Source organism: Planctomycetia bacterium, assembly GCA_021413845.1.
Taxonomy (GTDB): Bacteria; Planctomycetota; Planctomycetia; order Pirellulales; family PNKZ01; genus PNKZ01.
In genome coordinates this window covers 14,035-40,723 of record JAIOPP010000077.1, presented here as the reverse complement: position 1 = coordinate 40,723, position 26,689 = coordinate 14,035, and the positions used below count along the sequence as shown (strand labels likewise).

14 protein-coding genes are annotated in these 26,689 nt (G+C 60.7%); 9 read left to right on the top strand and 5 right to left on the bottom strand.

Annotated features, from left to right (window positions below):
* Nucleotides 1–6: 6 nt before the first annotated feature.
* Entirely contained in the window at nt 7–888 is an 882-nt protein-coding gene (locus K8U03_14030; GenBank protein MCE9606010.1) for an SGNH/GDSL hydrolase family protein, read from the bottom strand.
* Nucleotides 889–1,083: 195 nt separating this feature from the next.
* Here K8U03_14030 and K8U03_14025 point away from each other — a divergent pair, with 195 nt between their 5' ends.
* The 5 genes from K8U03_14025 to K8U03_14005 all read left to right on the top strand — a co-directional run bounded on the left by K8U03_14025 (nt 1,084) and on the right by K8U03_14005 (nt 9,710).
* Nucleotides 1,084–3,057 (top strand): hypothetical protein, encoded by a 1,974-nt coding sequence (locus K8U03_14025; GenBank protein ID MCE9606009.1) that lies wholly within the window; start codon nt 1,084–1,086, stop codon nt 3,055–3,057.
* 214 nt (nt 3,058–3,271) lie between these two features.
* Nucleotides 3,272–5,731, top strand: a complete 2,460-nt coding sequence (locus K8U03_14020) for a DUF1592 domain-containing protein (protein MCE9606008.1) — start codon at nt 3,272–3,274, stop codon at nt 5,729–5,731.
* A 53-nt stretch (nt 5,732–5,784) separates the two neighbouring features.
* Entirely contained in the window at nt 5,785–7,077 is a 1,293-nt protein-coding gene (locus tag K8U03_14015; GenBank protein ID MCE9606007.1) for a DUF1552 domain-containing protein, read from the top strand.
* Nucleotides 7,078–7,444: 367 nt separating this feature from the next.
* The gene (locus K8U03_14010) at nt 7,445–8,338 is read left to right on the top strand and encodes an SgcJ/EcaC family oxidoreductase (protein ID MCE9606006.1); all 894 of its coding nucleotides are present in this window, start codon (nt 7,445–7,447) and stop codon (nt 8,336–8,338) included.
* A gap of 61 nt (nt 8,339–8,399) precedes the next feature.
* Nucleotides 8,400–9,710: a hypothetical protein gene (locus K8U03_14005; GenBank protein ID MCE9606005.1), complete on the top strand. Its 1,311-nt coding sequence runs from the start codon at nt 8,400–8,402 to the stop codon at nt 9,708–9,710.
* 102 nt (nt 9,711–9,812) lie between these two features.
* On the opposite strand, the gene K8U03_14000 is transcribed toward K8U03_14005, so the two are convergent.
* Nucleotides 9,813–12,290, bottom strand: coding sequence for a DUF1592 domain-containing protein (locus tag K8U03_14000; protein MCE9606004.1), 2,478 nt, complete (start codon nt 12,288–12,290; stop codon nt 9,813–9,815).
* Nucleotides 12,291–12,449: 159 nt separating this feature from the next.
* A complete protein-coding gene (locus K8U03_13995; protein ID MCE9606003.1) occupies nt 12,450–13,736 on the bottom strand; it encodes a DUF1552 domain-containing protein in 1,287 nt (428 codons plus the stop codon).
* A gap of 573 nt (nt 13,737–14,309) precedes the next feature.
* Between K8U03_13995 and K8U03_13990 the strand changes: the two genes are divergently transcribed.
* The 4 genes from K8U03_13990 to K8U03_13975 all read left to right on the top strand — a co-directional run bounded on the left by K8U03_13990 (nt 14,310) and on the right by K8U03_13975 (nt 22,067).
* On the top strand, nt 14,310–16,508 hold the full coding sequence (locus K8U03_13990) for a DUF1553 domain-containing protein (GenBank protein MCE9606002.1): 2,199 nt from the start codon (nt 14,310–14,312) through the stop codon (nt 16,506–16,508).
* A 48-nt stretch (nt 16,509–16,556) separates the two neighbouring features.
* Nucleotides 16,557–17,897 carry a DUF1501 domain-containing protein gene (locus K8U03_13985; protein MCE9606001.1) on the top strand — a complete coding sequence of 447 codons (1,341 nt, stop codon included), beginning with the start codon at nt 16,557–16,559 and terminating at the stop codon, nt 17,895–17,897.
* Between the two features lie 81 nt (nt 17,898–17,978).
* Complete coding sequence (locus tag K8U03_13980) at nt 17,979–20,060, top strand: pre-peptidase C-terminal domain-containing protein (protein MCE9606000.1); 2,082 nt, start codon at nt 17,979–17,981, stop codon at nt 20,058–20,060.
* A 246-nt stretch (nt 20,061–20,306) separates the two neighbouring features.
* Complete coding sequence (locus tag K8U03_13975) at nt 20,307–22,067, top strand: hypothetical protein (protein MCE9605999.1); 1,761 nt, start codon at nt 20,307–20,309, stop codon at nt 22,065–22,067.
* A 122-nt stretch (nt 22,068–22,189) separates the two neighbouring features.
* On the opposite strand, the gene K8U03_13970 is transcribed toward K8U03_13975, so the two are convergent.
* Together K8U03_13970 and K8U03_13965 are read right to left on the bottom strand one after the other, a co-directional pair.
* The gene (locus tag K8U03_13970) at nt 22,190–24,445 is read right to left on the bottom strand and encodes a VWA domain-containing protein (GenBank protein ID MCE9605998.1); all 2,256 of its coding nucleotides are present in this window, start codon (nt 24,443–24,445) and stop codon (nt 22,190–22,192) included.
* A gap of 8 nt (nt 24,446–24,453) precedes the next feature.
* Nucleotides 24,454–26,682: a BatA domain-containing protein gene (locus K8U03_13965; GenBank protein ID MCE9605997.1), complete on the bottom strand. Its 2,229-nt coding sequence runs from the start codon at nt 26,680–26,682 to the stop codon at nt 24,454–24,456.
* Nucleotides 26,683–26,689 lie beyond the last annotated feature (7 nt).

Below are 26,689 nucleotides of genomic sequence, written 5' to 3'. Positions count from 1 at the left end.
CAATAATTACATAAACAAATCTCTTCCAATCAAATAGAAATAGATAAAAGGAAGCGAATCGGCCGGCGTCGTCACCTTGCGCCATCCCGGCGCATACAAGGTCGTCCCCTTCATCAGGTGCGTGCCACTGAAAGGGTCTTTCGTCAGGGGATCGGGTAACGACGTCATGGGCTCCTCGATACGGTCGTTTCGATGCGCCGCGAGAAACGCTTCGATCGTGCGGAAGTAGACGGCCGTTCCGGCGTCGTTCGGATGAACGCCGTCCGTGGTCAGCGATTCCCAAGTGCTCTTTTCCGATCGAATATCTTCGGCCAGTGCGCTGCCGACATCGATCGCCGGAATGCCGTAATGTCGAGCCACGGCTTGATGATAGCCGACGGCCTTAGGCACTTCGTCACGATCGTTGCTCGGTGAAGTTTTCTTGCTCGCCGTGTAAATGAACACGATTTCGGCCCAGGGGTTAGTCGTCCAAAATTGCCGGACGATTCCTTCCGCGCTTCGCAAGACTCGCTGCTCGTCTAAGTCGGCGTCGTCGACGGCGAACTCAACGAACACAAGATCGGGATCCTGCTCCACGATCTCTTTGCGAAACCGAAACGCTCCGTATTCGGATCCGCCGTCGGCCGCGGCGCTCACTTCCGTGATCGCGGCCTGCGGAGCGAGGCTCTGAAACCAAGCCGTGGTTTGGGCCCGCCACGGACGGGACGCGCCTTGGCCCGCGGTGATCGATCCACCGAAGTAGGCGATCCTGAGCTTCTTTTCCTTCTGCAGCTTCTGGAAAGAGCGCCCCAACCCCTGCGGTGCGGCGGCATTTGCCGTCGAGGTGCCGGCCGCGAGAAACACGACACTCAAGCACAAAGCGAGAGCGAAACTACGAGGAACGAACATGCGCCGACATCTCTCCGACAAAGGAGTTGCGGTTTTCGTCGTATACATCATGACGTTTCATCCTCTGATTCAATTCACACGCTGAGTTGTATTCTAAGCAAATTCTTTTTCGTTGGGGTACAGTAGACGGTTTGATAAAAAGTAGTCGGTTAGCCTTTGCAACGAATTTTCTTCGCCGCAGCATCAAGGTCACACATGAAAGCAACTCTACTTGCCGCGTCGGTCTTGTCGGCGCTCATCTCCGCTCCGATATTCGCCGGCGAATATCGCGATCCTCAGCCGTTTCCCGCGCTGCCGGAAGCGGTTTCGAGCTTCGGTGCGGCCGTCGACGGCAACTACGTCTATGCCTTCAGCGGCCACATGGGGCGCGTGCGCGGCAACTCCAGCGACGGCCTGAATCCGAACTTCTCCCGGCTCGACATCTCGAAGCCCGGTGCGAAATGGGAAACGCTCGCGATGCATCGGCCGTCGCAAAGTCCCGGCCTCGTCGCTTGGAACGGCGCGGTCTATCGCGTCGGCGGCCTCAACTTCAAGAATAAGGCCGGTGAAAAAACCGTTTACGAGTCGCTCGACGTGTTCGCGAAGTACGATCCGGCGACGAACGCGTGGCGCGAATTGGCGCCGCTTCCTAAGCCCCGCTCGTCGCTCGATGCGGCGGTCGTTGACGGCAAACTCTACGTCGTCGGCGGGTGGAATCTGCAAGCCTCGGGCAGCGACGACGCCGCTTGGAATGAAGACGCGCTCGTATTCGATCTGGCCGACGATAAGGGAAGCTGGAAGCCGATCGCGAAGCCGCCGTTCGTCGCGCGAGCGATCGCCGCCGCGGGCCACGACGGTAAGCTCTACGTGCTCGGCGGCATGACCGCGGACCACGAGATTACGAAGGCCGTCCATGTGTTCGACCCCAAGACGAACCAGTGGAGCAAAGGACCGGAACTTAAGGCCGCCGGCAAGTTCGGGGCTTTCGCGATCTCCGCCTTCGCCGCCGATGGGCGCTTGTTCTACAGCGGCAGTGATGGGATCGTTTACGAACTGCACGAAGGCCGCGAGTGGAAGCTATTGGAGCGCTTACTGCATCCGCGTTCGTTTCATCGTTTGGTCGTGTCGACAGACACGCTCGTGGTCATGGCAGGCGTGTCGGGGGGAGGCTATCTCGCCAACGTCGAGGTCGTCGACTTGAAAGCGAAGAATCGGGGCGAGCCGAAGTTCACGCGCTGGGAAACGAAGTTCGAAGGAGAGGCGAAACAAAGCCAACTCGTGCTGCTGCATGAGGGGGGGCTGTTCGCATTCGGCGGCAACAAGAGCCGCGACACGCATGGCAACGCCGCCGATTCGTTCTCCGATCAAGCGTTCCGCTTCAGTGTAGCCAATCGCTCGGTCGAGAAGCTGTCGAACATGCCCCGCGCCCTGCGCAGCGGCACGCTCGCCGTTACCGGAGAGCGGCCCGATCAGTTGCTGCATGTCATGGGTGGGCTCGCGGTCGCCGACGGCAAGTACGGCTCGACGAACACGATCTATTCATATCGCCTCGGCAAGAAGACTTGGGCGGAAGAGACGGTGCTCATGCCGACGCAGCGCTCGATGTTCCGCGTCGGTCGTCACGACGGCAAACTTTGGATCTTCGGCGGTAGTGAAGTGAGCGACGGTAAGCGCGGCGTCGGCAGCGTGCTCTGGCGCTGGAGCGGCGACTCGAGCAAAGCCGTCGAGATCGTGGAAGGAAAGCCGTTGCCGCACCCACGACGTTCGGGCGGCGGCGCTCAGATCGGCGACAAGTACTTTCTCGTCGGCGGCCTCGGTGCCGATTCCCAGATCGCGAAGGATGTCGACGTGTTCGACATGAAGACGCAAACCTGGAGCAATGCGGCATCGCCCAATGTGCCTCGCTGGTTCAACAGCCTTGCATCCGCCGGCGGCAAGCTCTACCTCTCGGGCGGTCTTTCGGGTTTCAGCAACGAAGCGAAGACGGTTCCTTCGCTCGAAGTCTACGATCCGAAAACGGACAAATGGACGACGCTGCTGGAGAATCAACCGGCCGGCTGCGCGAACACGCAACTCTTCGAGTACCAAGGCCGGCTGCTCTACTACGGCCTCGATCCGGAGAAAGACGGCGTGGCGACGTTCGCGCTCTTCGATCCGACACCGCTCAGCGAAGAAATATCGGCCGACTGAGGCCGGCTCCGCTCTCAAGACGAATGCGAAATATCACTCGCCGTGATAGAAGCTCACGGTGTTTCCAGGTCCGATCGCGGTCGATGAATAGCGGCGAGATTCTATAGGATCCTGCGCGCTCGTCGCGCGTGATGAAAGTCGAGCGTGCATCGATAGCGCCGCTGAGTTAAGATGAATGTCACCAGACGGTCGTTCAGTCCCACCGGCTCTCTCGATGCCCTCCTCCCGCCTCATCGCCGCCACGGCACTGTTGCTATTGTTCCACTCGACGAGCGTCGTCGGAGACGATGCTAAATCGTCCGAGGGCGAGAAAGCGTTTTTGCAGAAACATTGCGTCGCTTGCCATGCGGGAGCAAAGGCCGAAGCCGGGTTTCGGCTCGACCTTCCGCTCGTCGACCTAACCGACCGAGCGACGTTCGACGCTTGGGTGAAGGTGCATGATAAGATGTCAGCGGGCGAGATGCCTCCGCCCGACGAACCACGTCCGCCGGCGGACGAGCTACGGCGACTACTCGAACCGCTCCGCGAACGATTGATCGCCGCCGATCTGGTGCGGCAACAAACATTCGGCCGCACGACGTTTCGGCGGCTCAATCGGGTTGAGTTCGACTACGCGTTGCGCGATCTGCTCGCTCTGCCGCACGCCGACTTCCGCGACATGCTTCCGGCCGATCCTTCGTCACACGGGTTCGATGTGGTCGGCGAAGCGTTGCCGATGTCGTATGTGCAACAGGCCGCTTACTTGCAAACGGCCGAGGCCGCATTGACCGGAGCGATGACCCTAAAACCTCGTCCGGAACGTAAGCTTTATTCGATGTCGTTTCTGGAGATCGGCGGCTTAGCGATGCCGAAGACTCAGACTCGGCCGGCCGACGGGCTCGCTCTGATGTCGAACTTCACGCTCGGGCCGCCGTTTTACTTCGGGCATTTCGTCGCCCGCGCGTCGGGTCGATTTCATCTCAAACTTCGCGCGCGGACGACGACCTATCACGACGGTAATTTGCTGGACGGAGAAAAGCCGCAGGTCCTGATGCTCTACGCCGAAGTCGGAACCTCGTCGCGGCACGTTGCGACGTTCGAGGCGCCGATCGACCGCTTGGCCGATCTTGAGGTGACGACTTGGCTGTACGAAGGTGAATGGATACGCATGATTGCGCCGACGATGAATCTCAGTGCGGCGCCTTACCAAACCAACGATCGCAAACTGAAGTACCGTGGACCGGCGATCGCTTTTCATTCGTTCGTGGGGGACGGCCCGATTTGGGATGCCTGGCCTCCCGAAAGCCATCGCCGTGTGTTGGGCGAAGTACCGCTGGTGGTTCCGCCGCGCGTAACACCTCCGCCGCTGGTTCCCCCTCCGCCGCTCGTGACCGAATCGGCCGATCCGCCGGCCGACGCCGCGCGATTGATCGAACGCTTCGCAAAGTCGGCCTTTCGCCGGCCGGTGCCGGCGAAGGAAATCGAACGCTACATAGCGCTGGCACGCGAACGGCTCACCGCCGGCGCGCCGCTCTACGAAGCAGTCCTTACTGGTTACAAAGGAGTTCTCTGCTCGCCGGACTTTCTGTACTTCGTCGAACGGCCGGGCTCGCTCGACGACTACGCCTTGGCATCTCGGCTTTCGTTTTTCCTATGGCGATCGCTGCCGGACGAGGCCTTGCTGAGCGCGGCGGCGGCCGGTCGACTGCGCGATCCGAAAGAACTGCATAAGCAGGTCGAGCGATTGCTCGACGATCCGCGCAGCGAACGCTTCGTCGCGGACTTCACCGACCAATGGCTCGACCTCCGCGAGATCGGCTTCACAAAGCCCGACGAAGATTTGTATCCCGAGTATGAGGATATGCATCTGATCGATTCGCTCGTTCGTGAGACGCGGGCGTACTTCGCCGAGATGCTGCGCGGCAATTTGGGAGTGCGATATGTCGTCGCCGGCGATTTCGTCTGCGTGAATCGAACGCTCGCCGAACTGTACGAACTGCCGATAACCGCCGGAGCGGAGGCCAGAGGCATAGAGATTAGAAAAGTGAAGTTGCCGGCCGATCACGTTCGCGGCGGCATCATCACGCAGGCGAGCGTACTTAAAGTGACGGCGAACGGAACGACGACATCGCCGGTGCCGCGAGGGGCTTGGCTCATGGAGCGAATCGTCGGACGTCCGATTCCGCCGCCGCCGACGAACGTGCCGGCGATCGAGCCCGACATTCAAGGAGCGACGACGGTTCGCGAGCAATTGTCGAAGCATCGCGAGGCGAAAGCCTGCGCCGGTTGCCACGCCAAGCTCGACCCGCCCGGCTTTGCCTTGGAATCGTTCGATGTTCTGGGCGCTTACCGCGATCGTTACCGTTCGCTCGGCAAAGGGGATGCGGTGACTTCGACCTTCCGCGGACACAAAAAAAAGTATCGCCTCGGCTTGCCCGTCGATGCAAGCGGCGAGCTCGACAACGGTCGCAAGTTCCAAGACATTCGCGAATATAAGCGGCTATTGTTGCAAGACGAAGCGCAGCTGGCTCGCAATCTGGTCGAACGACTCACGACGTTCGCGACCGGCGCGCCGGTGCAATTCGCCGATCGACGCGATGTCGAGCGGATCGTCACGAATTTGAAAGACAAGAATTTCGGCATTCGTTCGCTGGTGCAGGAAGTGGTCGCGAGCCGAATGTTCCATTATAAATGACAACCCGATGAGCGCCGCTCGTTGAGCGACGCGATTAACGTGAGAGAGTCTCTATGAAACCCGTTCATTTCGTATCCTCCCGCACTCTTTCGCGGCGCGCCATGCTCCGTGCGTCGGGCGTGTCTTTGGCTCTCCCGCTGCTCGATGCCATGACACCCGCCTTCGCGGCGGCTCCGAGCAACTCGCCTCCGAAGCGAATGCTCGCCATCTGCACGAACATGGGGATTCTCTCCGAGTACTTCACCCCTCAAGCCGTCGGCGAGAACTACGAAGCGACGCCGTATCTCAAACTGCTCGATCCGTTTCGGCGCGACAAGACCGTGTTCTCCGGCGTTTCACACCCGGAAGTCGACGGCGGGCACGACGCCGATAATTGCTTTCTTACCGCCGCACCGCACCCGCATCGAGGCGGTTTTAAGAACTCGATCTCTCTCGACCAATACATCGCCGCGAAGAACGGGCATCAGACACGATTCCCCTCGATCACGATCGTCGTCGGACCAGAGCAAAAGCGGAGCCTCTCGTGGACCGGCGGCGGGGTGATGATTCCCGGAGAGTTGAAGCCTTCGCGGTTGTTCGCCAAACTATTCCTGCAAGGCTCGGCGCAAGAAGTCGGCTTGCAGGTTGCGCGGCTTCGCGAAGGCCGCAGCATCATGGACGCAGTCGCCGATCGAAGCCGAGAGCTGCAACGAACCCTAAGCGGAAACGATCGTAATAAGCTCGATCAGTATTTCACCAGCGTTCGCGAACTCGAAAATCGGTTGAAGTTGGGCGAAGAATGGGAGCGCAAGCCCAAGATCACGGTGCAGGTAAAGCCGCCGGTCGACATCGCCGACAACGGGGAACTGATCGGCAAGACGAAAGTGATGTTCGATCTAGCGCGACTCGCGCTTGAGACCGACTCGACCCGACTTGTGACGATCCTCGTGGATCAAGCGACGAACGCCAAGCCGAACATCGAAGGCGTCACGGTCGGAACCCATTCGCTGACGCATCAGAGCGGTTCGCCCGTCAAGCGGGAAGAACTGAAGTTGGTCGAAGAGGCGCAATTCCGCGAGTTGGCTCGCCTACTCGAAGCGATGAAACGATCGGGCGATTCCGGAACGACGCTTCTCGACGACACGGTCGTCTTGTACGGATCGCAACTCGGGAACGCCGGGCTGCACACGAACACCAACATGCCGATGCTCTTGTTCGGCGGCGGATTCCGCCATGGGCGGCATTTGGCGTTCGACCGGAAGAACAACCTTCCGTTATGCAATCTCTATGTCAGCGTGCTACAGAAACTCGGGATCCAAGCCGATCGCTTTGCATCGAGCACCGGCACGATGTCGGGGCTGTCGTGAAAACCATGCGACTCGCTTGCCACATGCCGGTCGTGGCCTCGATTCGCGCCGTTGCATCCGGCGATTCGAAGTCCATGCACGACAGGGAAAAGTAGGCGCAAAACAAATATTCGGCTCATCGAGTCGTCGGTCGGCGTCGGTATCATAAATCCGCCTTGATGCGCCATTCCCTATTTTCCAACGGGGATTTTTCGCAATCCACCGGTTGATCGGATATAAGGCTGGAATCCGCACTAGGCACGATCCGACCGATGCGGCACTTCCGTGAATTCGACCTTCACAGTCAACTCTCCGATCGCAGGCACGACTATGCCCCGAGCGTGGCGCGACGGCGAGCGCTCATTTTCTCAACTGGGAGCAACTTGATATGACACGAAAACTCATTTATCTATTGGTCGTATTGCTTTCGGTGAAAGTAGAAGCTGCGGAGCCGGCGGCGGCTCAGCCGACACCCGACGAAGCCGCCGTTCGGCAAGCCGTCGTCGCCTATGTAGAAGCCTTCGGCAAGCACGATGCTCAGGCATTAGCCGAGTTGTGGTCGCCGGAAGCGGTCTACACCAACCGCCTGACGGGCGAAGAGGTCGTCGGCCGCGCCGCCATCGCCGAGCAATTTGCGGCGATCTTCAAAGCGCAGCCCGACTTGAAGCTCGACGCAACTTCGGAATCGGTGCAATTGCTCTCACCGAACGCCGCGGTCGAACACGGCACCGCCAAACTGATCGCGTCGAAAGGTGAGCCCGAGATCGTGAAATACACGGCCATCTACATCAAGCGCGACGGGCGTTGGCTGCTCGACCGCGTGACGGACAACGACGACGACGAGGCGCCGTCGCACTACGAGCAATTGAAAGTGCTTGAATGGATGGTCGGCACCTGGGTCGACGACGACGACAACGCGACCATCACGACGGAGTGCAACTGGGCGAAGAACCGCAATTTTCTCACACGGTCGTATTCGATCACCGTCGGCGATCGGATCGATCTTTCGGGCATGCAGATCATCGGCTGGGATGCTTCGACGAAGTCGATCCGCTCGTGGACGTTCGACTCCGACGGCGGCTTTGCCGAAGCCGCTTGGACATTTAAGAAGGACCGCTGGTTGATCCGCAACACCGGCATTCTGGCAGACGGTCGCAAGGCTTCGGCGGTGAACGTAATGAAGCCGGTCGATGCCGATTCCTTCACTTGGCAAACGATCGAGCGCACGGCCGGCGGGGAGTTGCTTCCCAACGTCAACGAAGTGCAGATCGTTCGCAAATAGTTTTCGACCGACGGCGCGATCGTTCGCCTCATCCTCATACAACAATAAGGCAGCTGCTCCCATGAAACGCATCACTTGGCTTTTGATCATCGCCGGCATCTTGGACTTCGTGGCTTGGCAAGACCTTTATGGTCGCGGCGGCGGAGGTGGTGCACGTGCCGGCGGTGGTGGTGGTGGCGCGCGACCAAGCATGGGCGGCGGTGGTGGCGGAATGTCGCGCCCCTCGCCGGCCATCGGGCACTCGCCTTCACTGGGTGGAGGAGGCGGTGCACGACCGAATCCCGGGATCGCCAACAGACCCGCGACCGGCGGTGCGGGAATCGGACGACCCGGACCAGGCCCGGGCTCGGCAGATTCTCGACCCGGCGGCGCAGGAGCGGGCATCGCCGGAGGAGGCCGACCGAACGCCGGACAATTGAACAACTTCCTCGATGTGCCGCGGGCTTCGACCGGCGCTATCGGCGGCGCCACCGCTCGGCCGGGAGCCGGCGGAGCGGCGGCCGATTTCTTTCGTGATGGGGGCGGTGCGGCATCCGCCGCGCAGCGTCCGGCCGTAGCCGATCGTCCAGGCATTGCGAATCGCCCCGGCGTCGAGAATCGTTCCGGTGCCGGTCAACTCCCTGCCGCCGGCACTCGCCCAGGACAAGACAATCGCCAACAAAGACGCCAAGACTTCGCCGACAACCGCCCGAGCCGGGTCGAGAATCGCCAACAGTGGCAAGACGATCGAATGCAGCGCCGCGACGAGGTGCGGAACCAAATCCAAGAGAATCACCCGCGGCTCGACTTCTGGTCGGACCATCCCAACTGGGCTGCGTGGCGGATCAATCGTCCTTATCGCTGGGCCACATGGGGCGCTCTCGCCGGTTGGGTCGGCTACGGAGCAGGATCGGCGACTTCGTATGATTACGGCAGCGACGTCTACTATCAAGACGATGCCGTCTATAGCGGCGGTCAACAAGTCGCGACGGCTGAAGAGTACGCGCAGCAGGCCGACGCCATCGCCGCGAGCGCGCCGAATACGAAGCCGGAAGATTCGGAGTGGCTACCGCTCGGTGTGTTCGCCGTGACGCAAGACGGACAGAAGTCGGGGAGCGATCCGACGTTGTTCATGCAGTTGGCCGTCAGCAAAGAAGGGATCATCTCCGGCACGCTCAACAACGACGCCACGAAAGAAACGCAAACGCTGGAAGGGATGATCGATAAAGCGAGCCAGCGAGCCGCTTGGAGCGTGAAAGGGAAGCCGCGCCCGATCGTCGAGACCGGGATCGGCAACCTCACTCAGGATACCGGATCGGCGCTGGTACACTTCGCCGACGGCCAGACCCAACAGATCCTTCTCGTACGGCTGGAAGAGCCGAAGCAACCGTGAGTACGCGGTGACTGGTTCGCTAGCGCTCGTTGTCTTGCTCCAAGCGGCGTCGCAATCGGCGCTAACCGCGGAACGAACACTTGCAGGTTTCATTCGCAGGTCTCACTGCGAGGCACGAAACGCGCGGGTTTGGATGACTTCGTGCAGGAGCGAACGGACTCCTTGGTTTTTGTCTCGCAGGCGATTGACGAGGTCATCGACTTCCAATCGATCGGCACCGCTCAAAGTGCGGCCGATCGCGTAAACAAGTAGTTTCGACGCAAGGCTGCGGGCTAGTTGATCCTGGTCGGCCAAGAGAATTCGTTTGTACTCAGTCAGGTCTTTGAAGGCTCGTCCGTCCGCCGTTTCGCCCGTGGGATCGACGGCGGGGCCCTTTCGTTCCAAACGATTATCTTTGAGTACGCGATAGTTCTCGCGCCACGCTCCGACGACATCGTAGCTCTCCAACGCGAACCCGGGCGGGTCCATCTTGGCATGGCAGGCGGCGCACGATTCGACATCGCGGTGTTTCGCCAACTGTTCGCGAACCGTCGTAGCGCCGCGCACGTCGGGATCGATCGCCGCGATATCGGGTGGCGGTGGCGGCAGCGGGCGACCGAGGATCCGAGTCGTGACCCAGGCTCCGCGCGTCACCGGCGACGTGGTCGTGCCGTTGGCCGTTACCTTGAGCACGCCGGCCTGAGTGAGGATGCCGCCGCGATGGCTATCGGGGGCCAGCCGCACCTTGCGCAACTCCGCCCCTTGCACGCCGTCGATCGCATAGAGTTTCGCCAACGGCTCGTTCAGCATTGCAAACTCGGAGTCGACGATGTTCGCCACGCTGAGATCTTCTCGCAGCATGGTGGTGAAGAATTGCCGAGTTTCGTTCACCATGGAATCGATCAGATACGCCGCCACATCTCCTTCCAAAGCCTGTTCGGGATAGAGCGTCCGATCGGGCTGGGTCGCGTTGATATCGCGGAGCTTGAGCCATTGGTTCGTAAAGTCGTCGACGAAGCGTTGCGACTTAGGATCGTTCAGCAACCGCTCCGTCTGAGCGCGGAGAACGTCCGGCTTGTTCAACGAACCGTTGGCGGCGAGCCTCGTCAGTTCCTCATCGGGCATCGACTTCCATAGAAAGTACGACAACCGCGAAGCCAACGCGAAGCCGTCCGGCAAGCCGTTCTTCGTCGCTTCGATTCGTAAGAGTAAGAAATCGGGCGAGCAGAGGATCGCTTGATAGGCATACCGCATGGCTTCCTCGAACGTCGCTCCGTCGTCGAGCTTCGCGCGGACCAACGGTAGATAGCGCTCGACCTCGGTCGTGGGCATCGGTCGCCGGCACGCGCGGCTCAGAAAATCATGCAGTAGCCGCTTCGCATCCTCCATCGGCTTGGCAGTGACGGGCGAGTAGAGGATCGGACTATTTCGTTTGCGCATCGGACGGGTCGTCTTCGACTCCGCTTGCCACTCTTGCAACGGGAGGTTGCCGAACAATCGTTGTCGCGCGACGAGGGGCCACGGACCGGCGATCGGTCCTTCCACTTCGATCCACTCGACCGCCACGCCCGGCCCTTTCCACTGCGCCGATCCCTTTTGTTGCAGCCCCGCTCCATGTCGCAAACCAATCGGATTGAAATGAAAGACTTCGCCCGGTTCGAGCCAGGTTGTGATCGTGGTCGCGGCCGCTTCGTTCGGCGGCGCGTCGTAGTAGCCGAACGTGCGCGTGGCGGTTGTTAAAGAGAAGGGCTGCGACGCTTGCGCCGGTAGATACTCCCCTTTGTTCCAATCGAACGTGAAGGTCGAGATCCGAACGCGATACATCCCCGGCACTGGAATCCGGAGCGAGTTGAACCGTAGCTGCCCCGCCGAGTCGGCATGAAAGAACGACGCGAGAGCGCGGATCCGGCGAGTATATTTCGGCAGACGAATACTCTTGTCGATGAAACCGGTTTCCGGATTCCAGATCGGATCGGGACCATTCGGCCCCAGCGGAAGGACGGCGCCATCGTGAACCCTGACATCCCAGTCGCCGGAATCTTGCGGCCAGAGAAGCTGCTTAGTCGGTTCGGGCTTCGTCGGCTGCAAACCGAGTGCGATGGCCAGATCGAGCGCGACGTCGGCCGTTTCGAGATAGCGGGCCATTTGCACGTAAGAAATATCGAGCGCCTCGGCCACGGTATCGAAGCCTTCGGCGTCGCCGTCGGGCGGTAACAATTCTTTGACCTCGAGGCCGGGGAGGTCGAACAGATCGCGGAGCGTGTTCTCGTACTCGATTCGATTCAATCGCCGCATAACCGGCGGCCGGACGCCGGAACGCGTTTGCTCGGCTACCCAGGTGAGCACGGCTTGCGCTTCGGCATCGTCGGGTCGAGGACGTTTAGGGGGCGGCATCTCACCGTCGCGCATCCGTTCGCGCACTCGAGCCCACACGTCGGCCGTCTTTTGGTCACCGAAGTCGGCCGAGAGAGTATCAAGCCTCAGGTCTCCCTCTGCCTTTTTCGCGCCGTGGCATTCGTCACAGTGCTTGACCAAGAAGGGCTTGATTCGTTGATGAAACGCATCGGTGTCGGCAGGCTTTGCATCGGCGGCGAGAGCCACTAAGGGCAATGCCCATATCAGCGCTACGACTAGCGCCTTCCAACATAGAGCCGGCTGCATCGGTGGCATTTTTCGTAGTAAGCGTTCGCTCGACATTTCAAAACGACTCGGCTTCGTAGAAGGAGAAAGCACGCCCCACGCGATCTATTGCAAGCGGTGTCAAATCATTTCCAAATCGCGCATCGTGCCCGTGCTTGTGGCGAACTGATCGGCTTCGATCCCCAGGCGCTGCAACATGCTGACGTACAGATTTGCCAGCGGGTAGTTGCGATGCTTGTCGAAGACCAAGTGCTGACCATGCTTGAAGCCGCCGCCCGCAAGCAAGACAGGCAAATTCGAGTTGCTGTGCGCGTTGGCGTTTCCCATGCCCGCTCCCGAAAGAACCATCGTGCGATCCAGCAGCGTTTCGCCGTCTTCCGGCGTGTTGCGAAGCGCTGTCAGCAACTCGTTCAGGACTTTGAGTTGGCCCTCTTCCATTTGGCGAAGCTTTCCGACGACCTCGGGACGGCTGCCGTGGTGCGTGAGATTGTGATGCTGGTCGCCGCCGGCAACGTTATGGGTCGAGCCGCCGTCTTGAACCATGATCGTGATCAGCCGTGTCGAGTCCGTTTGCAGCGCGAGCCGAACCATGTCGAACATCAACCGGCTCCGCCCCAACGTGTCGTTGCGGTCTTCATTGTCGCGAGGTGGAGCGACGTTGACGGTCGGTTTCGGCCGACGTTCCCATTCCTCGGCCTTCACCATGCGGCCTTCGAGTTCACGCACCGCGGTAAAGTATTGATCGAGCCGGCCGCGGTCGCCGGCGTTGACGCTCCGTTCTAGGCTTTGAGCCCGATCGGCGACGACGTCGAGAATGCTCCGACCTTCGCGGAGTTGACGAACCTGCGCTTCGACCTGCTGGGGATTGCCTTGCAGGAACAATCGCTTAAAGAGCACCGACGGCTTTTGCTCGGGCGGAAGCCGCACGCCGTTGGAAGTCCACGACAGGCTCTGATTGAGCTCGTTGCCGACGATTAAGTTTAAATGCGGAAAGCGCGTATGCACGCCGATGCGCTCGGCGGCGTATTGATCGAGCGATATCGTATTGCGAAACCCGCCGCTGCCGGGGTGCGGTGCCCCGGTGAGAAAACAAATGTCGGCCGCGTGGCCGCCATCGACACCCGGATGCGAAACGCCGGAAAAGACGGTGAAGTCTTTGCGAAAGTCCTTCAACGTTTCTAGATAAGGCGTGAGCGCGTAGTCCCGTCCCGCTTGTTCGGGAAAGAAAAATTGAGGCATGAAGCCCATGTCGTTGTAGACGACGACCATGCGCCAGGGCTTGGGCGAGGCTGCTCGCGCGAACAAACCGGGAGTCATGGCATCCAGCCAAGGAAGCGCCATCGCCACGCCGGCGCCGCGGAGAAAAGTCCGGCGCGTCACGCGATGGCATCGGTCGAAATCTTGCATCTTCAATCCTCAACTCCACGGATCTTCGGTCGAGTGAAAGCGCCCAACTGCGGTTCCGAAATTATAATCCACGTGTCGTTCTGAAAACGGATTTTTCGAGAGTTCCGCGATGTTTCGCGAAGCCGGACGCGACGAAGCAACGCTCGCCGATGCATGCGCCTTGTGACGGGCAACAGAAAACCGGCCCGGCCGGTGTCGTTGCCGAAGTTGAGCATCGGACTTAGTCATATGACGTGATAACGTCGGGTTCGTCGATTCCTTCGAGGACGATCGGTTTCCAAACGGCGTTATTCCATCGTTTCTTCGTTCGGAGCGCGGCCATCGATATCGAGTGGGGCGATCATTCCTACGAATGTAGATGTCTTCACTTTAGCAACGATTCAAGTCTCGAATAAGGAACGTTACACTTCTTCGTCCCTAACTTCGTGGACGCGGTCGTGCGCTAGGGGCTAGACTGACGACAACATACCCGATATCGACACGTTGCGTTCCCCCTCACGAATGCGCAACATTCATCGGCCTCATGAGGAATAATCGTTGATCGCGCTCGCAAATATGCAGACGATCTGCGGGATGTTAGCGATACTCGCGAGCGGAGGCATTCTCGACGCGGGTCAGCCGACGTCCCAGTCGTCGGTCGGCGAAGAACGAACTCACGACAAGTCGTTGCTGTTCTCACGCGATATCGTGCCTGTTTTGACCAAGGCCGGCTGCAACATGGGGGCGTGTCACGGATCGTTTCAAGGTCGCGGCGGCATGACGTTGTCGTTGCTGGGATTTAATCCCACGGCCGACTATGACGTGCTCTTTAAGCAAAGCCGTGGACGACGAGTGAGCCCGAGCGCTCCCGATCAAAGCCTGTTGTTACGAAAAGCAACTGCTGCGGTTCCGCACGGCGGAGGCCGTCGTTTCGAAGAAGACTCCGTAGCTTACCGAGCGATTCGAGACTATATCGCTCAAGGTGCTAACCCACCCGGCATTCGAGAACCGGAAATCGTTCGGCTGGAAACTTCGCCGCGCGAATTAACGCTGCGAGTCGGCAGCGAAGCACAGTTAGTCGTAACGGCCCATTGGTCGGATAAGACAACGCAAGACGTCACGAAGCTCGCGCAGTACGATAGCCGAATCAAAGCGCGTGTCGACGTCGACGATGCCGGCCGAATTACGGCGCTGGAGGCAGGCAAGACGCCGGTGAACGTCCGTTTTCTTGGACAAGTGGCGTCGGTAAGCGTCTCGGTTCCCTTCGCTGCTCCTACCGAATTCTCTTTTCCCTCCCGACATTTTCTCGATGTAATTGCAGCGGACGAATGGAAGCGACTTGGTATCCAACCGGCAGCTTTGGCCGATGATTCTACATTTCTGCGGCGTGTGCATCTCGACCTCATCGGGACGTTACCGACCGCCGATGAAACTCGACGATTCTTAGCCGATGCGGCATTCGATAAGCGGTCCCGCGTCGTAGATGCGTTGCTCGAACGGGCCGAGTACGTCGATTACTGGTCCCTCCGTTGGGGCGACTTGCTCCGTGCGCATCGCCGATACTTAGGTGACAAAGGACTAGCAAGCTTCAACGGTTGGATTCGACAATCGGTTCGCGACAACAAGCCGCTCGACGTCATGACGCGCGAGTTGCTTACGGCGCAAGGCAATCTCTTCACCAACGGGCCGGTTGCCTACTACTTCATCGATGCAAAAGTCGAAGACTTGGCCGAGACGACGTCGCAAGTCTTCCTCGGTGTGAGGTTACAGTGTACGAAGTGTCATCACCATCCGAACGAGGTTTGGAGTCAACAAGACTACTACGGGTTGGCGGCATTCTTTTCGAAACTTGAAACGAAGGACAGCGGCCAAGCCGGCGCTCGCTTCGGCGGACCGAAGAGCGTTCGTCCGTCGGCAGCCGTCAATCCGAATCGGATGCCGGAGATGGCCGCCGCGCCGCGCGCCTTCGGTGTGGCCGATCTCGTTCCTGCCGAGCCCGGGGCTGCCGGGTCGATCGTCGATCCTCGCGCCGAACTCGCCACGTGGATCACGCGTCGCGACAACCCTTACTTTTCCCGCAACTTCGCGAATCGCTACTGGGCAGCGCTCATGGGAGTAGGGCTCGTCGAGCCGGTGGACGACATGCGGGCCACTAATCCGGCCTCGATGCCCCGACTGCTCGACGCGCTAGCCGAAGACTTCGCTCATCACGGTTTCGATACGAAGCACCTGCTGCGTACGATTTGCAACTCGCGCATCTACCAACTCGCACCGGAACTCAGCCCGCAGCGCGATGCCGACGGTTCGCTTTTTACGCACCGCGTGCCGCGCAGGCTTTCGGCCGAGGTCTTGCTCGACGCCGTCAACCAGGTCACTGGGAACGTTGAAACCTTCGTCGGGCAACCGCTAGGAACGAGGGCGATTGCGCTCCCTGACCCGAGCATCGCCTCGCACTTCTTAAACACTTTCGGACGACCGCCGAGAAGCAGCCCTTGCGACTGTGCGCGTGGGATCGCTCCTGACTTGTCACAAGTTCTGCACTTCGCTAACGGGACGGCTTTGCATGAAAAGATCATCGCCACGAAGGGTCGCTTATCGGAACGCCTGCGGACGAAGCGTTCCGATCAAGAGTTAACGGAAGAACTCTATTTGACGGCCTTTGCGCGACGGCCGACGGCGAGCGAGACACAAATCGTGACTGAGGTGCTCGCGGCCGGACCCTCGCGCGACGAGGCTTGGCAGGACATTTTGTGGGCGCTGATCAACTGTTCCGAGTTCATGTTCGGTCATTGAGTGCTCGAAACGAAACCGGCACATCGCCTCTTCTCAGGATGCACGACGATGTTTGAAGTCGATAATCGGCCGACGCAAACCTGCGAGAGTCTTTCTCGCCGCAGTTTGCTGCAAGTGGGCAGTCTTGGCCTGTTCGGGTTGTCGTTGCCGAAACTGCTTGCCGCAGAGCAGGCGCAGTCTCGAACCGCGCTTCGCGACGTCAATTTCATTCTGCTGTGGACCAACGGCGGGATGAGCAATATCGATACGCTCGATATGAAACCGCAGGCGCCGGTCGAGTATCGAGGCGAGTTCAAGACCATCGCGACCGACCTACCAGGCATCAGCGTCTGCGAACACCTGCCGCTGATGAGTCGGCAGATGAGTAAAGTGTGCCAAGTCCGCTCCATCGTTCATCAAGGGAGTCAGCATTCCGAAGCAACACATTGGATGCTGACCGGCTACCCTCAGGTGCCCGACGTGAATGGTGCTCCGGTCGGCTCGACGATTTATCCCTGCTTCGGTTCCGTGGTGACGAAGGAACTCGGCTGGAAGAACGGGATGCCCCCGTATGTGCAATGCGCGTCGGAGTCGATGATGTACTCCGGCGGTGGGTATCTCGGCTCGGCGTACAATCCGCTGATGGTGCGGCGTAGCCCTCATGAAAAAGATTTCACCGTCGACGATGTCTCCATCCCTTCGCAAGTCGGCAACGAGCGCACGCAGCGCCGCCGGCGAATCCTCGATCGACTCGATACATGGCAGCGGCAGATCGATCGCTCGGCCGGAGCCGTCGCCGATCGAGGTGTGTTCTATCGGCAGGCCTACGATCTGATCACTTCTCCCACGGCAAAACGAGCCTTCGACCTAAATGCCGAGCCCGACGCGTTACGCGATCGTTACGGGCGCACGCGCGAAGGGCAGGCCACGCTATTAGCGCGGCGATTGGTGGAGTCGGGCGTGCGCTTCGTCGCCGTCGATTTCAGCGGCTACGACACGCATGCCAAGAACTTCACCACATTGAAGGATAAGTTGCTGCCCACATTGGATCGTGCCTGGTCGGCCTTGCTCGCAGATCTTTCCGAGCGCGGGATGCTCAGCAACACGGTCGTCTTATGCGCCGGCGAGTTCGGACGCACTCCGCGGATCAACGCTGCGGCCGGTCGTGATCACTGGTCGTTGTCGAACACGATCGGCTTCAGCGGCGCGGGAATTCGCATGGGAGAAGTCGTCGGCGCGACCGACGCGAAGTGCGAGCAGGTCGTCGGCCGTCGTCATAGCACGCTCGACTACGCCGCCACGATTTTTCGCCTGATGGGGATCGACGACTCGCAAGAGTACATCTCGAACGACGGCCGTCCGATTCAGATCAACAACGGCGGCAGTGCGATCGCCGAAGCACTGACTTAGGAAATACGGGGTACTATGAAATCGGAGCAGACGTCACGTCGAGCGCAGGTGTGGCTGTGCGTTCTCGTTATTCGTTTCCTGGTGGGCTTATCGATCTTTCTCGAACTGCCGAGTACGCCGACACCGCTCCTTGCGCAGCCCGAGGCGCCGTCGTATGTAGAGTGTCGCCTGGATTCCATCTTTCCTAACGGCGGCCGACGAGGCACGAGGGTAACCGTCGAATTCAAGGGGACCGGGGCAGGCTTGACATCGCCGCGCGATATCGTCATCGATGGCGCACCGGGCCTCACCGTCAAAGGAATCAAGTCGGTCAACGGTAACACGCTGGAAGCTGTGCTCGACATCGCCGCCGACGCGCCGCTCGGGCGACGCTGGCTGCGAGTCCTTAACGAACATAGCGGGCTCACGAACTTCGCCTACTTCGTCGTCGGAAACTTGCCCGAGCAGATCGAGATCGAACCAAACCCGGACACGGAGAAGTCGCAATCGGTCGTGATGCCGACGGTCATCAACGGCAGGATCAACCCGACCGCCGATCTCGACGTGTTTCGGTTCCACGGCAAAGCGGGGCAACGATTCGTCGCGGCGATTGCGGCTCACGCGTTGGACGTTCACGGTCAGAGTAAGAACTACGGCATCGCCGATTTCGACCTCGCACTGATCGATGCACGAGGCCGTACGCTCGCGGTGGCCGACGATGTACTCGGCTTCGATCCGCTGATCGAGCATACGCTGCCCACCGACGGCGACTATTTCGTGCGCGTGCAGCTCTTGAACTACGGCGGCTATCCTGAGGCGATCTATCGTCTTACGCTCGGCGAAACGCCGTACATCGTCGGTGCGTTCCCGGCCGGTTATCGGCGCGGCACCAAGTCCGAAATCGAACTGCTCGGTTCTAATGTCCCGCCGAATACGAAGCTATCGCCGCCGGTTTCGCCGGCGACCTCTGGCCCATTGCAGTTCGTCACCCTCCAGCAAGCCGAGACTTCAGGGCTCGATGTTCCGCTCGTCGTCGGCGACTTGCCGGAATCGCTCGAAGTCGAGCCTAACGACGAGCGTTCGCAATCGGCGTTGGTCGCTTGGCCGAGCACGATCAACGGTCGTTTCCAACGATCGGGTGATGTCGATTGGTATCGCGTGCGGCTTGAAGCCGGCAGGAAGATCACGCTGGAGATCTATGCGCAGCGGTTCATTCGCTCCCCTGTCGACACGCTGCTGCAGATTTACGATGCGAGCGGAAAGCCGCTCGGTGAAAATGACGACGACGTGTTCGAGCCCGGCTACGAGTCGTATCACGACTTTAAGACGACCGATAGCAAGTTCACTTTTACGGCGGTGAATGCCGGTGAATACTTCATCAAGGTGACGGAGCAATCCGGTTTGAACGGCCTGCGCGCGATCTACCGATTGTCGATCGACGAAGCGCGTCCCGACTTTCGATTGTCGCACTTTCCCGATGCGGTGCCGATCTGGGGTCCCGGGTCTTCCGCTTGTGTATTAGTTCGTATCGATCGCAGCGGCGGCTGTGACGACGACATCGAACTCTCCGTCGTCGATCTTCCCAGCGGCTGGTCGACGAAGTCGGCCGTGTCGCTCGGCAATAAAGGGACGCGACCTTACGACCCATATCAACTCAAAGTCTTCCTTTCGCTCACCGCGCCGGCCGATGCGGCGCCCGGCACTTGTGTGCCGTTTCGGATCGTAGGACGGGCCAAGCGTTCCGACGGCACCGCGATCGAGCGACAGTCGATTCCGCTCACGCTTTTCTATTCGAGCGACACCGGTTTTTTCCGCGCGAGCCCGACGTCGCGTGCCGCCGTTGCCAAATCGCCAGGCGTGTGGCTGGAAACCGCGGTCCGTGAGCTTTCGATCGCTCAGGGAGAAAGCGAACTGATCGCCGTCAAGGTCTGCGGCGCACAAGATCTGAAAACAATGCCTATCGTCGTCAACCTCGCGAGCGCCGGCGTGGCCTGTGGCTTGTCGACGCCACAAAATATTCCGGTCGTGAAGGGCATGGTCGAGGTGCCGCTTAAAATTGCGCGTGAGATGCATCCCGGCACCTACGGAATCACTATCGCACAGACTTGGCGCAGCGACATTCGCATCGGCATGCCCGGTCCCTGCACACCTCTCATCCGGTTGACGGTCCTACCGGCTAAATAAGATGTCGGCAATTGGAGTCCGTGATGCTCGTTAAGAGTACGGCACGTGCTCGCGAATAGCATTCGATCGCGCCTTTCGTTTTGCACAGTGAGTCAATCCGCCGAGTCGGTTGCTCCGGGTATCGGCATCGGTTAGCGTTGCCGATGTGGAGAACCCCGGCTCGCAATGTAAGGTCGCATCATGATTCATCTTTGTCACGGGTGGCGGCTGATGGCGGCCGCTTTCTGGTTGATCGTATTGCAAGGTATGTTCGCCGTTGCTGCACGACCGGCGACATTAACGATCTCAACTCCGATGTCGCCGCCGATCTGGGCGCTGCTCGAACGACAACTGTTGGATACGTCGGCCGAGGGATGTCGCGAGTTCTATGCTAAGTATTTCGACGAGCGCGGGTACCTGCTGTGCGTCGAACGCTGGGGAGGCGACGACGGGCCCGACGACGCCATCGAGAATTGCAACGACTGGCCCTTATTGTACGCCCTCGGAGCACATGACGATGTTCGCCTCCTGGTCGAGCGGGCCTGGGAAGGGCATCTGCGCCAATACACGGCGGCGAAGACCATCGAGGTGCCGATGGCTCGCGATGGCATGTACTACAAGGAGTTCCCGGTGTCGTTCGACTGGCTTCACAACGGTGAGGGCCTAGGGGTCTTTAATCGCTTGGGGCTCGCCGCTCCGCACGGCCGCGCGTTCGAGCAGCGCGTGCGACGTTATGCGGGCTTCTATATGAACGAGGATCCCGGCGCGCCTAACTACGATGCCGAGAAGAAGATCATCCGCAGCCTGTTCAACGGAAGTCGAGGCCCGCTGCTTCGTAAGGCGACGGCGGTCGATTGGGCCGGCGACCCGATCGAGATCGCCCATCGTTTCGCTCCGAAACACCAAGAACGAAGCTACGAAGAGATGCTCGCACACTTCAAGGACTACAACGACATTGTCGGTGATCATCCGCAAAACTTGCAAGCCACGACGCTCGCCTTCAATGCTTACGCACTGACGCAGGAAGAGAAGTATAAACACTGGCTGCTCGAATATGTCGACGCCTGGCGACAACGAGCCGGAGCAAACGGCGACATCTTTCCTTCGAACATCGGTCTCGACGGCAAGATCGGTGGGGCTGCGGGCGGCAAATGGTATGGCGGCGTGTACGGCTGGGGCTTTACCGTCATTCAGCCTCACGACGGCAAGCCGATCGACCGCTCGACGACGGCCGCGGGCTTCTCGGGTTTGTGGACCGCGATGATGCTGACGGGGGACGACGCCTACCTCGACGTATGGCGCAAACAAAGCAATGCGATCAACGCTCAAGCCCGCATGATCGAGGGTCGCTTGAAATACCCACGGATGTACGGCGACGGAGGTTGGTATGGCTGGAGCGCCGAGCCCTATACCGAGCACTCCCTGGCCCTTTATTGTTTGTCGATGAAAGATTCGGACCGCGATCGTGTACCGAAACATCCTTGGCTCGAATACCTTCGCGGCGCCAATCCCAGCTATCCCGAAACGGCATTGCGGTCCGATTTGGCGAGAGTGGCTCAGCGCGTCACCGAGTTCCGCGCCGACCGGACGACCCCCGACACGCGGCTCGCCGATGATCCGATGGCTTTTAATCCGGCAAGCGTCTCCGCCTTACTCGAACTGACGCTTGGGGCGCCACATCCGGGTCGCGGATGTAATCCGATCTGCGCTCGCGTCCGGTACTTCGATCCCATTACCCGTCGCCCGGGTCTGCCCGCCGACGTCGCTGCGCTGGTTAGTCGGATGACGAACGACGAGACGGACGTGACGCTCGTGAATGTGAACCAACTTGCCGAGCGAACGCTCGTCGTGCAAGCCGGCGCTTATGGAGAACACGAAGTAATCACACTGTCGGACTCCACGGGCAAAATCACGCCGATCGACTCCAGCACGGTACGAGTCAAATTGCTTCCCGGGGCGGGAGGACGTCTTACATTCCGCATGAAACGCTACGCCCATGCTCCCACGTTCGCGTTTCCCTTCGATTAAAACGGCGCTCGAAATTCGAAGCGAGTCTCTGCGGCTGGTTTACACAGGTGAGCCGCTCTTTTCCCGCCCAATGCCGGCTCACCGGCTCAAGAGTGTCGGATACTTCGACCGAAGCGTTCGAGTTAAACGTAGCCGCGCAGGAGACGCAGCAGCCAGTCGGCGCCGAGGACGAGGCAGAGCAACGTCAGAAGTACGAAATCGTCCCAGAGATTGATGCTGCGGCGTTCTTCGACTACGGAGACGGGCCTCTCTCCCGGCGTCGGCCAACTGCGCGCATCGGCGAGGTCGACGACTTGTCCGCCGGTCCGCGCAGCGATCTTCGCCAGCGCCGCATGATCGACGCCTCGATCATCGGCTTCGCCGCCGCTTGCCACGACCACCACGGCAGTCGACGCTTGAGCAACCGGCCGGCCTGCGGCGGTCGTGGTCGCCGTAATGCGATACCGGCCAGGTGCAACGGCGTCGAACGTTGCCGTTGCCATGCCGGCTGTCGATGGATCGGGTTCTAACGACAGCGGCAGACGACGTTTGTCCGGCAACACGACCGTCGCTTCGAGCTTGTTTTGGTCTCCGTCGCCGGCCGGAATTTGAGCATGCAAGACCACCCGTTCGCCGGCTTCATAGCGACTTCGAGCCGTAACGAGCCGAAGCGGCATGCCCGATGTGCGGTGCGGCGTGAAGGCGCGCAGCGCCTGTTGCCACAGCTTCTCGTACGGCGTGCGGCCATCTTCATCGGCTGCAGGTAATGTTTGCCACTTCCAAAGCGCATCGGTGCCGATGAACAACACCCGGCCTCGCCCGACGGTTTGCTCGGCCACCAGGATCAGCGGGCCCGACGTGTTGGCCTTGCTCGCCGCCTCGACGAGCACCGACGCGGCGGGCTTCTTCCGCAACGGGGCGTAGATTCGATCGACCGAAGGCATCGCGGCGGTGCCTACGCGGCCGCCGTCGGCAAAGAGCCCGCTCGCTGCTCCGTCCGGCGTAAGCCGGACTTCCAGCGGCCCTTCGACCGGCGCGGCCGAATCGACCGAGAGTTCAACGGGGAGTAGAGATTGCAGTTCGGCGATTTGCGCCAACTCGCCGAGCGACGGGCCCGCGACCATGATCAGCGATTTCCCGTCTTCGATTACCGCGTCGGCCAGCGCCCCGCTCAAGCCGGCGGGCCAGCGCGTCGGTCGTACGTCTCCTAGGACGATGCAATCGAATCGATCTATCTCGGCACGATTCTGCGGAAACGCGCCGAGATCGGCCTTCGCCTCGGGCTCACCCATCTGCAAGAACGCACCGGAGCCGCGCGCGAGCAATGCCGTGAGGTTGAAGCTCGGATCGTCTTCAAGAACTCGCTTCAGATACTTAAACTCCCAACGCCAACGATCTTCCAAGATCAACACTTCGACCTTGTCGTCGATCACCTGGACGTCGACACCGTAACGTTCGACCTCGGCCGCAGCCGCGCCGGCCGGCTGATTTTTGGCGCGCAGCTCGAACTCGTAATGCTTTAGGCCGGTTTCCGTTGGGCGATGGGCGATCGTCACCTGACGCTCGCGGCTTTCGGCGGCGAACTCGACTTCCTGTTGACTCTGTTCTTGATCGTCTTCGAAAAGCGTCACGACATATTGAGCCGCCCCGTCGTCGCTGCGGCGGAGCGTGGCGACAAACTTCGTTTCGGAAGCGAGCAACACGCGCGACGGCGCCTGCACGTCGGCGATTCCCACCGCATCGGGTCCCGAGGACCTCGCTTGACCGACGGGCAACACGTCGACGATCGCACCGGCTCGCTCGGCCGCCGCGGCGAAGTTTTCGTCGCCGTGGTCGAGCCCGTCGCTAACGAGTAACACGCGCCGCGGCGAATCGGCGGGCGAGCCGCCGTCGCTTTCGGCGGCCAGTAGATCGCCGGCCGCGGCGAAACTCGCGGCATAGTCGGTCGTCGCTCCTGCTGCCGAAGGCGCACTCATCTCGACCGAATCGAGTGGATAGGCGCGGTGATCGAACGTGAATAGCTTCACGTCGAACTTGCGCCCGAGCTCGTCGAGCAGTTTCGAGTTCTTGATCGCCGCGGTCGCAACCTGCAGACGCGTCCCTCCGTTCGGTGAATCGACTTGCCCCATGCTCGCCGAAGCATCGACGAGCACGATGAGTTCCGGTTCTTGCGTATGGCTACCGAAATACGAAACGACCGGTTGCAGCAAGCAAGCGACAAACAGCAACACCGCTGCCGCTCGCAACACCGCGAGGACGACGATCGAGCGTCGCGGCACTTGCTTCCGCGCGAGAATCCACGAGCCCCAAGCAACGAGCGCCGATAACACCAGCGCCACTAGCGCGATCGCGTCGAGAGGGAGCAGCGGAAACCAGTCGATGGTGAATCGTGGCGGCATGAAAGTCGTTAAGCGTTGCGGATCATAGCGGGAATCGAACCTTCCGATGTTTCGCTGCGCGTCGTCGACACGATCGACTGTCGGCGAACGATCGATTCGGCCGACTGAGGATTCATCTTCGGACACATGCGATGCACGACGAACATCTCGATCGTCAGGAGCGACGCCGCCAGGAGCGCCGCCCAACCGACGAGCGAGATTTGATCCCGGCCGGGTGCCTCGATCACGGCGGCTGCGGTCGTAAATTCGCACCGCGCCGGCTCCCACCACGTACGGATGAGTTCTTCGGCAACCGGCACGAGCGTGCTATCCGCCCGATCGACCTGCACGACGAATGCGGTTTCGATGGGGTCGGGCTTGCTCGCCGCTCCCCCTTCGCGCCGAATACGATAAATGCCGGCCTCATTTTGCGGCGGAATACTAACTCGCGTCTTATTACCTGTAGTAGCCAGGACCGGCACAAGCTCGCCACCCCCCGGCGTTACGACCTTGAGCGACTCTCCTTCGGCCGGCATCGGCATCGAGAGCGCGATCGCTTCGCCCGTCATGAACGTGCGCTTCGTCATCCCGCCCGAGAGTTCGTCGAGCAATCGATCCAATAGCGGTACAAAGCTCTTGCGACGTGCCAAATCGCTCCAGGCGTCGTCGGCGGTCGTGTTGAAGAGCACGACGTTTCCTTGCCCGACCGGCTGTTGGACAAGAAGCGGCGAGCCGGCGGCGGATGCCAAGACGGTCGCGTTGCGGCCGATCGGCGCGACGAAGCGAAAGTACGATCGTACGCGCGTCTGCGCCAGGTCGCCGATCATCGGATCGAACAGTCCGGCGAGCAGCGGATGCTTCCACTCGACCGATTCGAGCAGAGCCGAGCCGCCTGACGAGCGCGGCACATCGGCGATCCGGTCGAGCTGGGCAGGTAGCAAACTTTTCGTGCGGTCGAGCGGATCGATCAGCCGCCGATTGTAGAACTCGATCGCCGCGTCGGGCCCGAGAAAGATGCCGAGCCCTAGGCCCCCGCGCACCCGTGCGGCCAGCGCATCCATGGCGAGATCGGAAAGTTGCGGCACGTCGGCCCACAAGACGACGTCGACCTTGGCGAAGTCGGCGGGTTCGACTTCGTTGTACTTCTTCGCGGCTACCCGAATCGGCTTCGTCGACGACGACAGCGCCTCCAACGCCGTTCGCAGCGTGAACCCCGCCGCGACGTTCCCCGAGCGATCGCGCCCCTCGACGATCAGTACTTCTAACGCCGCACCGCCGTCGAACGGTAGATGCCGCCGATCGTCGGTAGGCAACCCGTCAGGCGGGTCGAGCACGAGCTCGCAGGTTTTGCCGCGCGAATCGAAATCGGCCGGCAACTTGAATGTGACCGAAAGCTGCTTCTCCGGATCGAGTGTAATCGTCTGCGAGCGATCGTCGCGCCCGGCGATACCGACGAGCCGCACCGTCCGCTCTTGCGCCAGGCCGACGGCGCGTAACTGCACCTCGACCGCCGGCGGCTCACCCGACTGAGCCGGCAGGAACACCGCGTCGGCGATCCAACCATTCGCGGCTTTCGGAGCAGCCGCATCGACGATCGTCGCCGTGACGCGGTTCGGGAACTCGGCGACGAACGCCTCCACCGCTTCGGGTCGACACGAGCCTTGATGGCGGTCGGTAATCAAGAACAGTTCGATCTTAGCTTCCGTGCGACCCCGGGCCATGAGCGTGCGCACGGTATCCAACGCCGAGCCGATGTCGGTCGCCGTCGATTCAACGGCGACGGGCGAGAGCTTCGGCGCGTGCCGTTCGCCGCCGCGCGCGAGCGGTCCGAGAATTTTCGTCTTCGCGGCGACCGTCAGCAGCGCCGTGCGATCGTCGGCTCCGCCGCCGGCGAGGAGTGCCGAGGCGGCCTGCTTACCCACTTCCAGCGGTGTCGGTTGCTCCGATGCGCGGTAGCCCATGCTTCGGCTCACGTCGAGAATCACGAAGCGTTCGCTCGGCGCCGCGGTCGTGCGTCGATCGACGATCGGCTTCGCGACCGCGGCGACCAAGAGCGCGATGAACGCGGCGCGCAGTAAAAACAGCAACACTTGGTGCCACCGCAACCGCCGCGAAAGCTTTTGCTGCGTGAGTTGCAGCCAGCGCAAACTACTGAACGGTGTGCGGCGCATCTTCCGCGGCTTCAGTAAGTGAATGACGATCGGAATCGCGAGCAGCGAGAGTCCGAAGAGCGCGGCGGGTGCGAGAAAAGTCAGCATCGAATGG

What these genes read in the sequence shown, in the direction of transcription:
- K8U03_14030 (MCE9606010.1), bottom strand. Translation starts at nt 888, where the DNA reads ATGTTCGTTCCTCGTAGTTTCGCTCTCGCTTTGTGCTTGAGTGTCGTG.
- K8U03_14025 (MCE9606009.1), top strand. Translation starts at nt 1,084, where the DNA reads ATGAAAGCAACTCTACTTGCCGCGTCGGTCTTGTCGGCGCTCATCTCC.
- K8U03_14020 (MCE9606008.1), top strand. Translation starts at nt 3,272, where the DNA reads ATGCCCTCCTCCCGCCTCATCGCCGCCACGGCACTGTTGCTATTGTTC.
- K8U03_14015 (MCE9606007.1), top strand. Translation starts at nt 5,785, where the DNA reads ATGAAACCCGTTCATTTCGTATCCTCCCGCACTCTTTCGCGGCGCGCC.
- K8U03_14010 (MCE9606006.1), top strand. Translation starts at nt 7,445, where the DNA reads ATGACACGAAAACTCATTTATCTATTGGTCGTATTGCTTTCGGTGAAA.
- K8U03_14005 (MCE9606005.1), top strand. Translation starts at nt 8,400, where the DNA reads ATGAAACGCATCACTTGGCTTTTGATCATCGCCGGCATCTTGGACTTC.
- K8U03_13995 (MCE9606003.1), bottom strand. Translation starts at nt 13,736, where the DNA reads ATGCAAGATTTCGACCGATGCCATCGCGTGACGCGCCGGACTTTTCTC.
- K8U03_13990 (MCE9606002.1), top strand. Translation starts at nt 14,310, where the DNA reads ATGTTAGCGATACTCGCGAGCGGAGGCATTCTCGACGCGGGTCAGCCG.
- K8U03_13985 (MCE9606001.1), top strand. Translation starts at nt 16,557, where the DNA reads ATGTTTGAAGTCGATAATCGGCCGACGCAAACCTGCGAGAGTCTTTCT.
- K8U03_13975 (MCE9605999.1), top strand. Translation starts at nt 20,307, where the DNA reads ATGTTCGCCGTTGCTGCACGACCGGCGACATTAACGATCTCAACTCCG.
- K8U03_13970 (MCE9605998.1), bottom strand. Translation starts at nt 24,445, where the DNA reads ATGCCGCCACGATTCACCATCGACTGGTTTCCGCTGCTCCCTCTCGAC.
- K8U03_13965 (MCE9605997.1), bottom strand. Translation starts at nt 26,682, where the DNA reads ATGCTGACTTTTCTCGCACCCGCCGCGCTCTTCGGACTCTCGCTGCTC.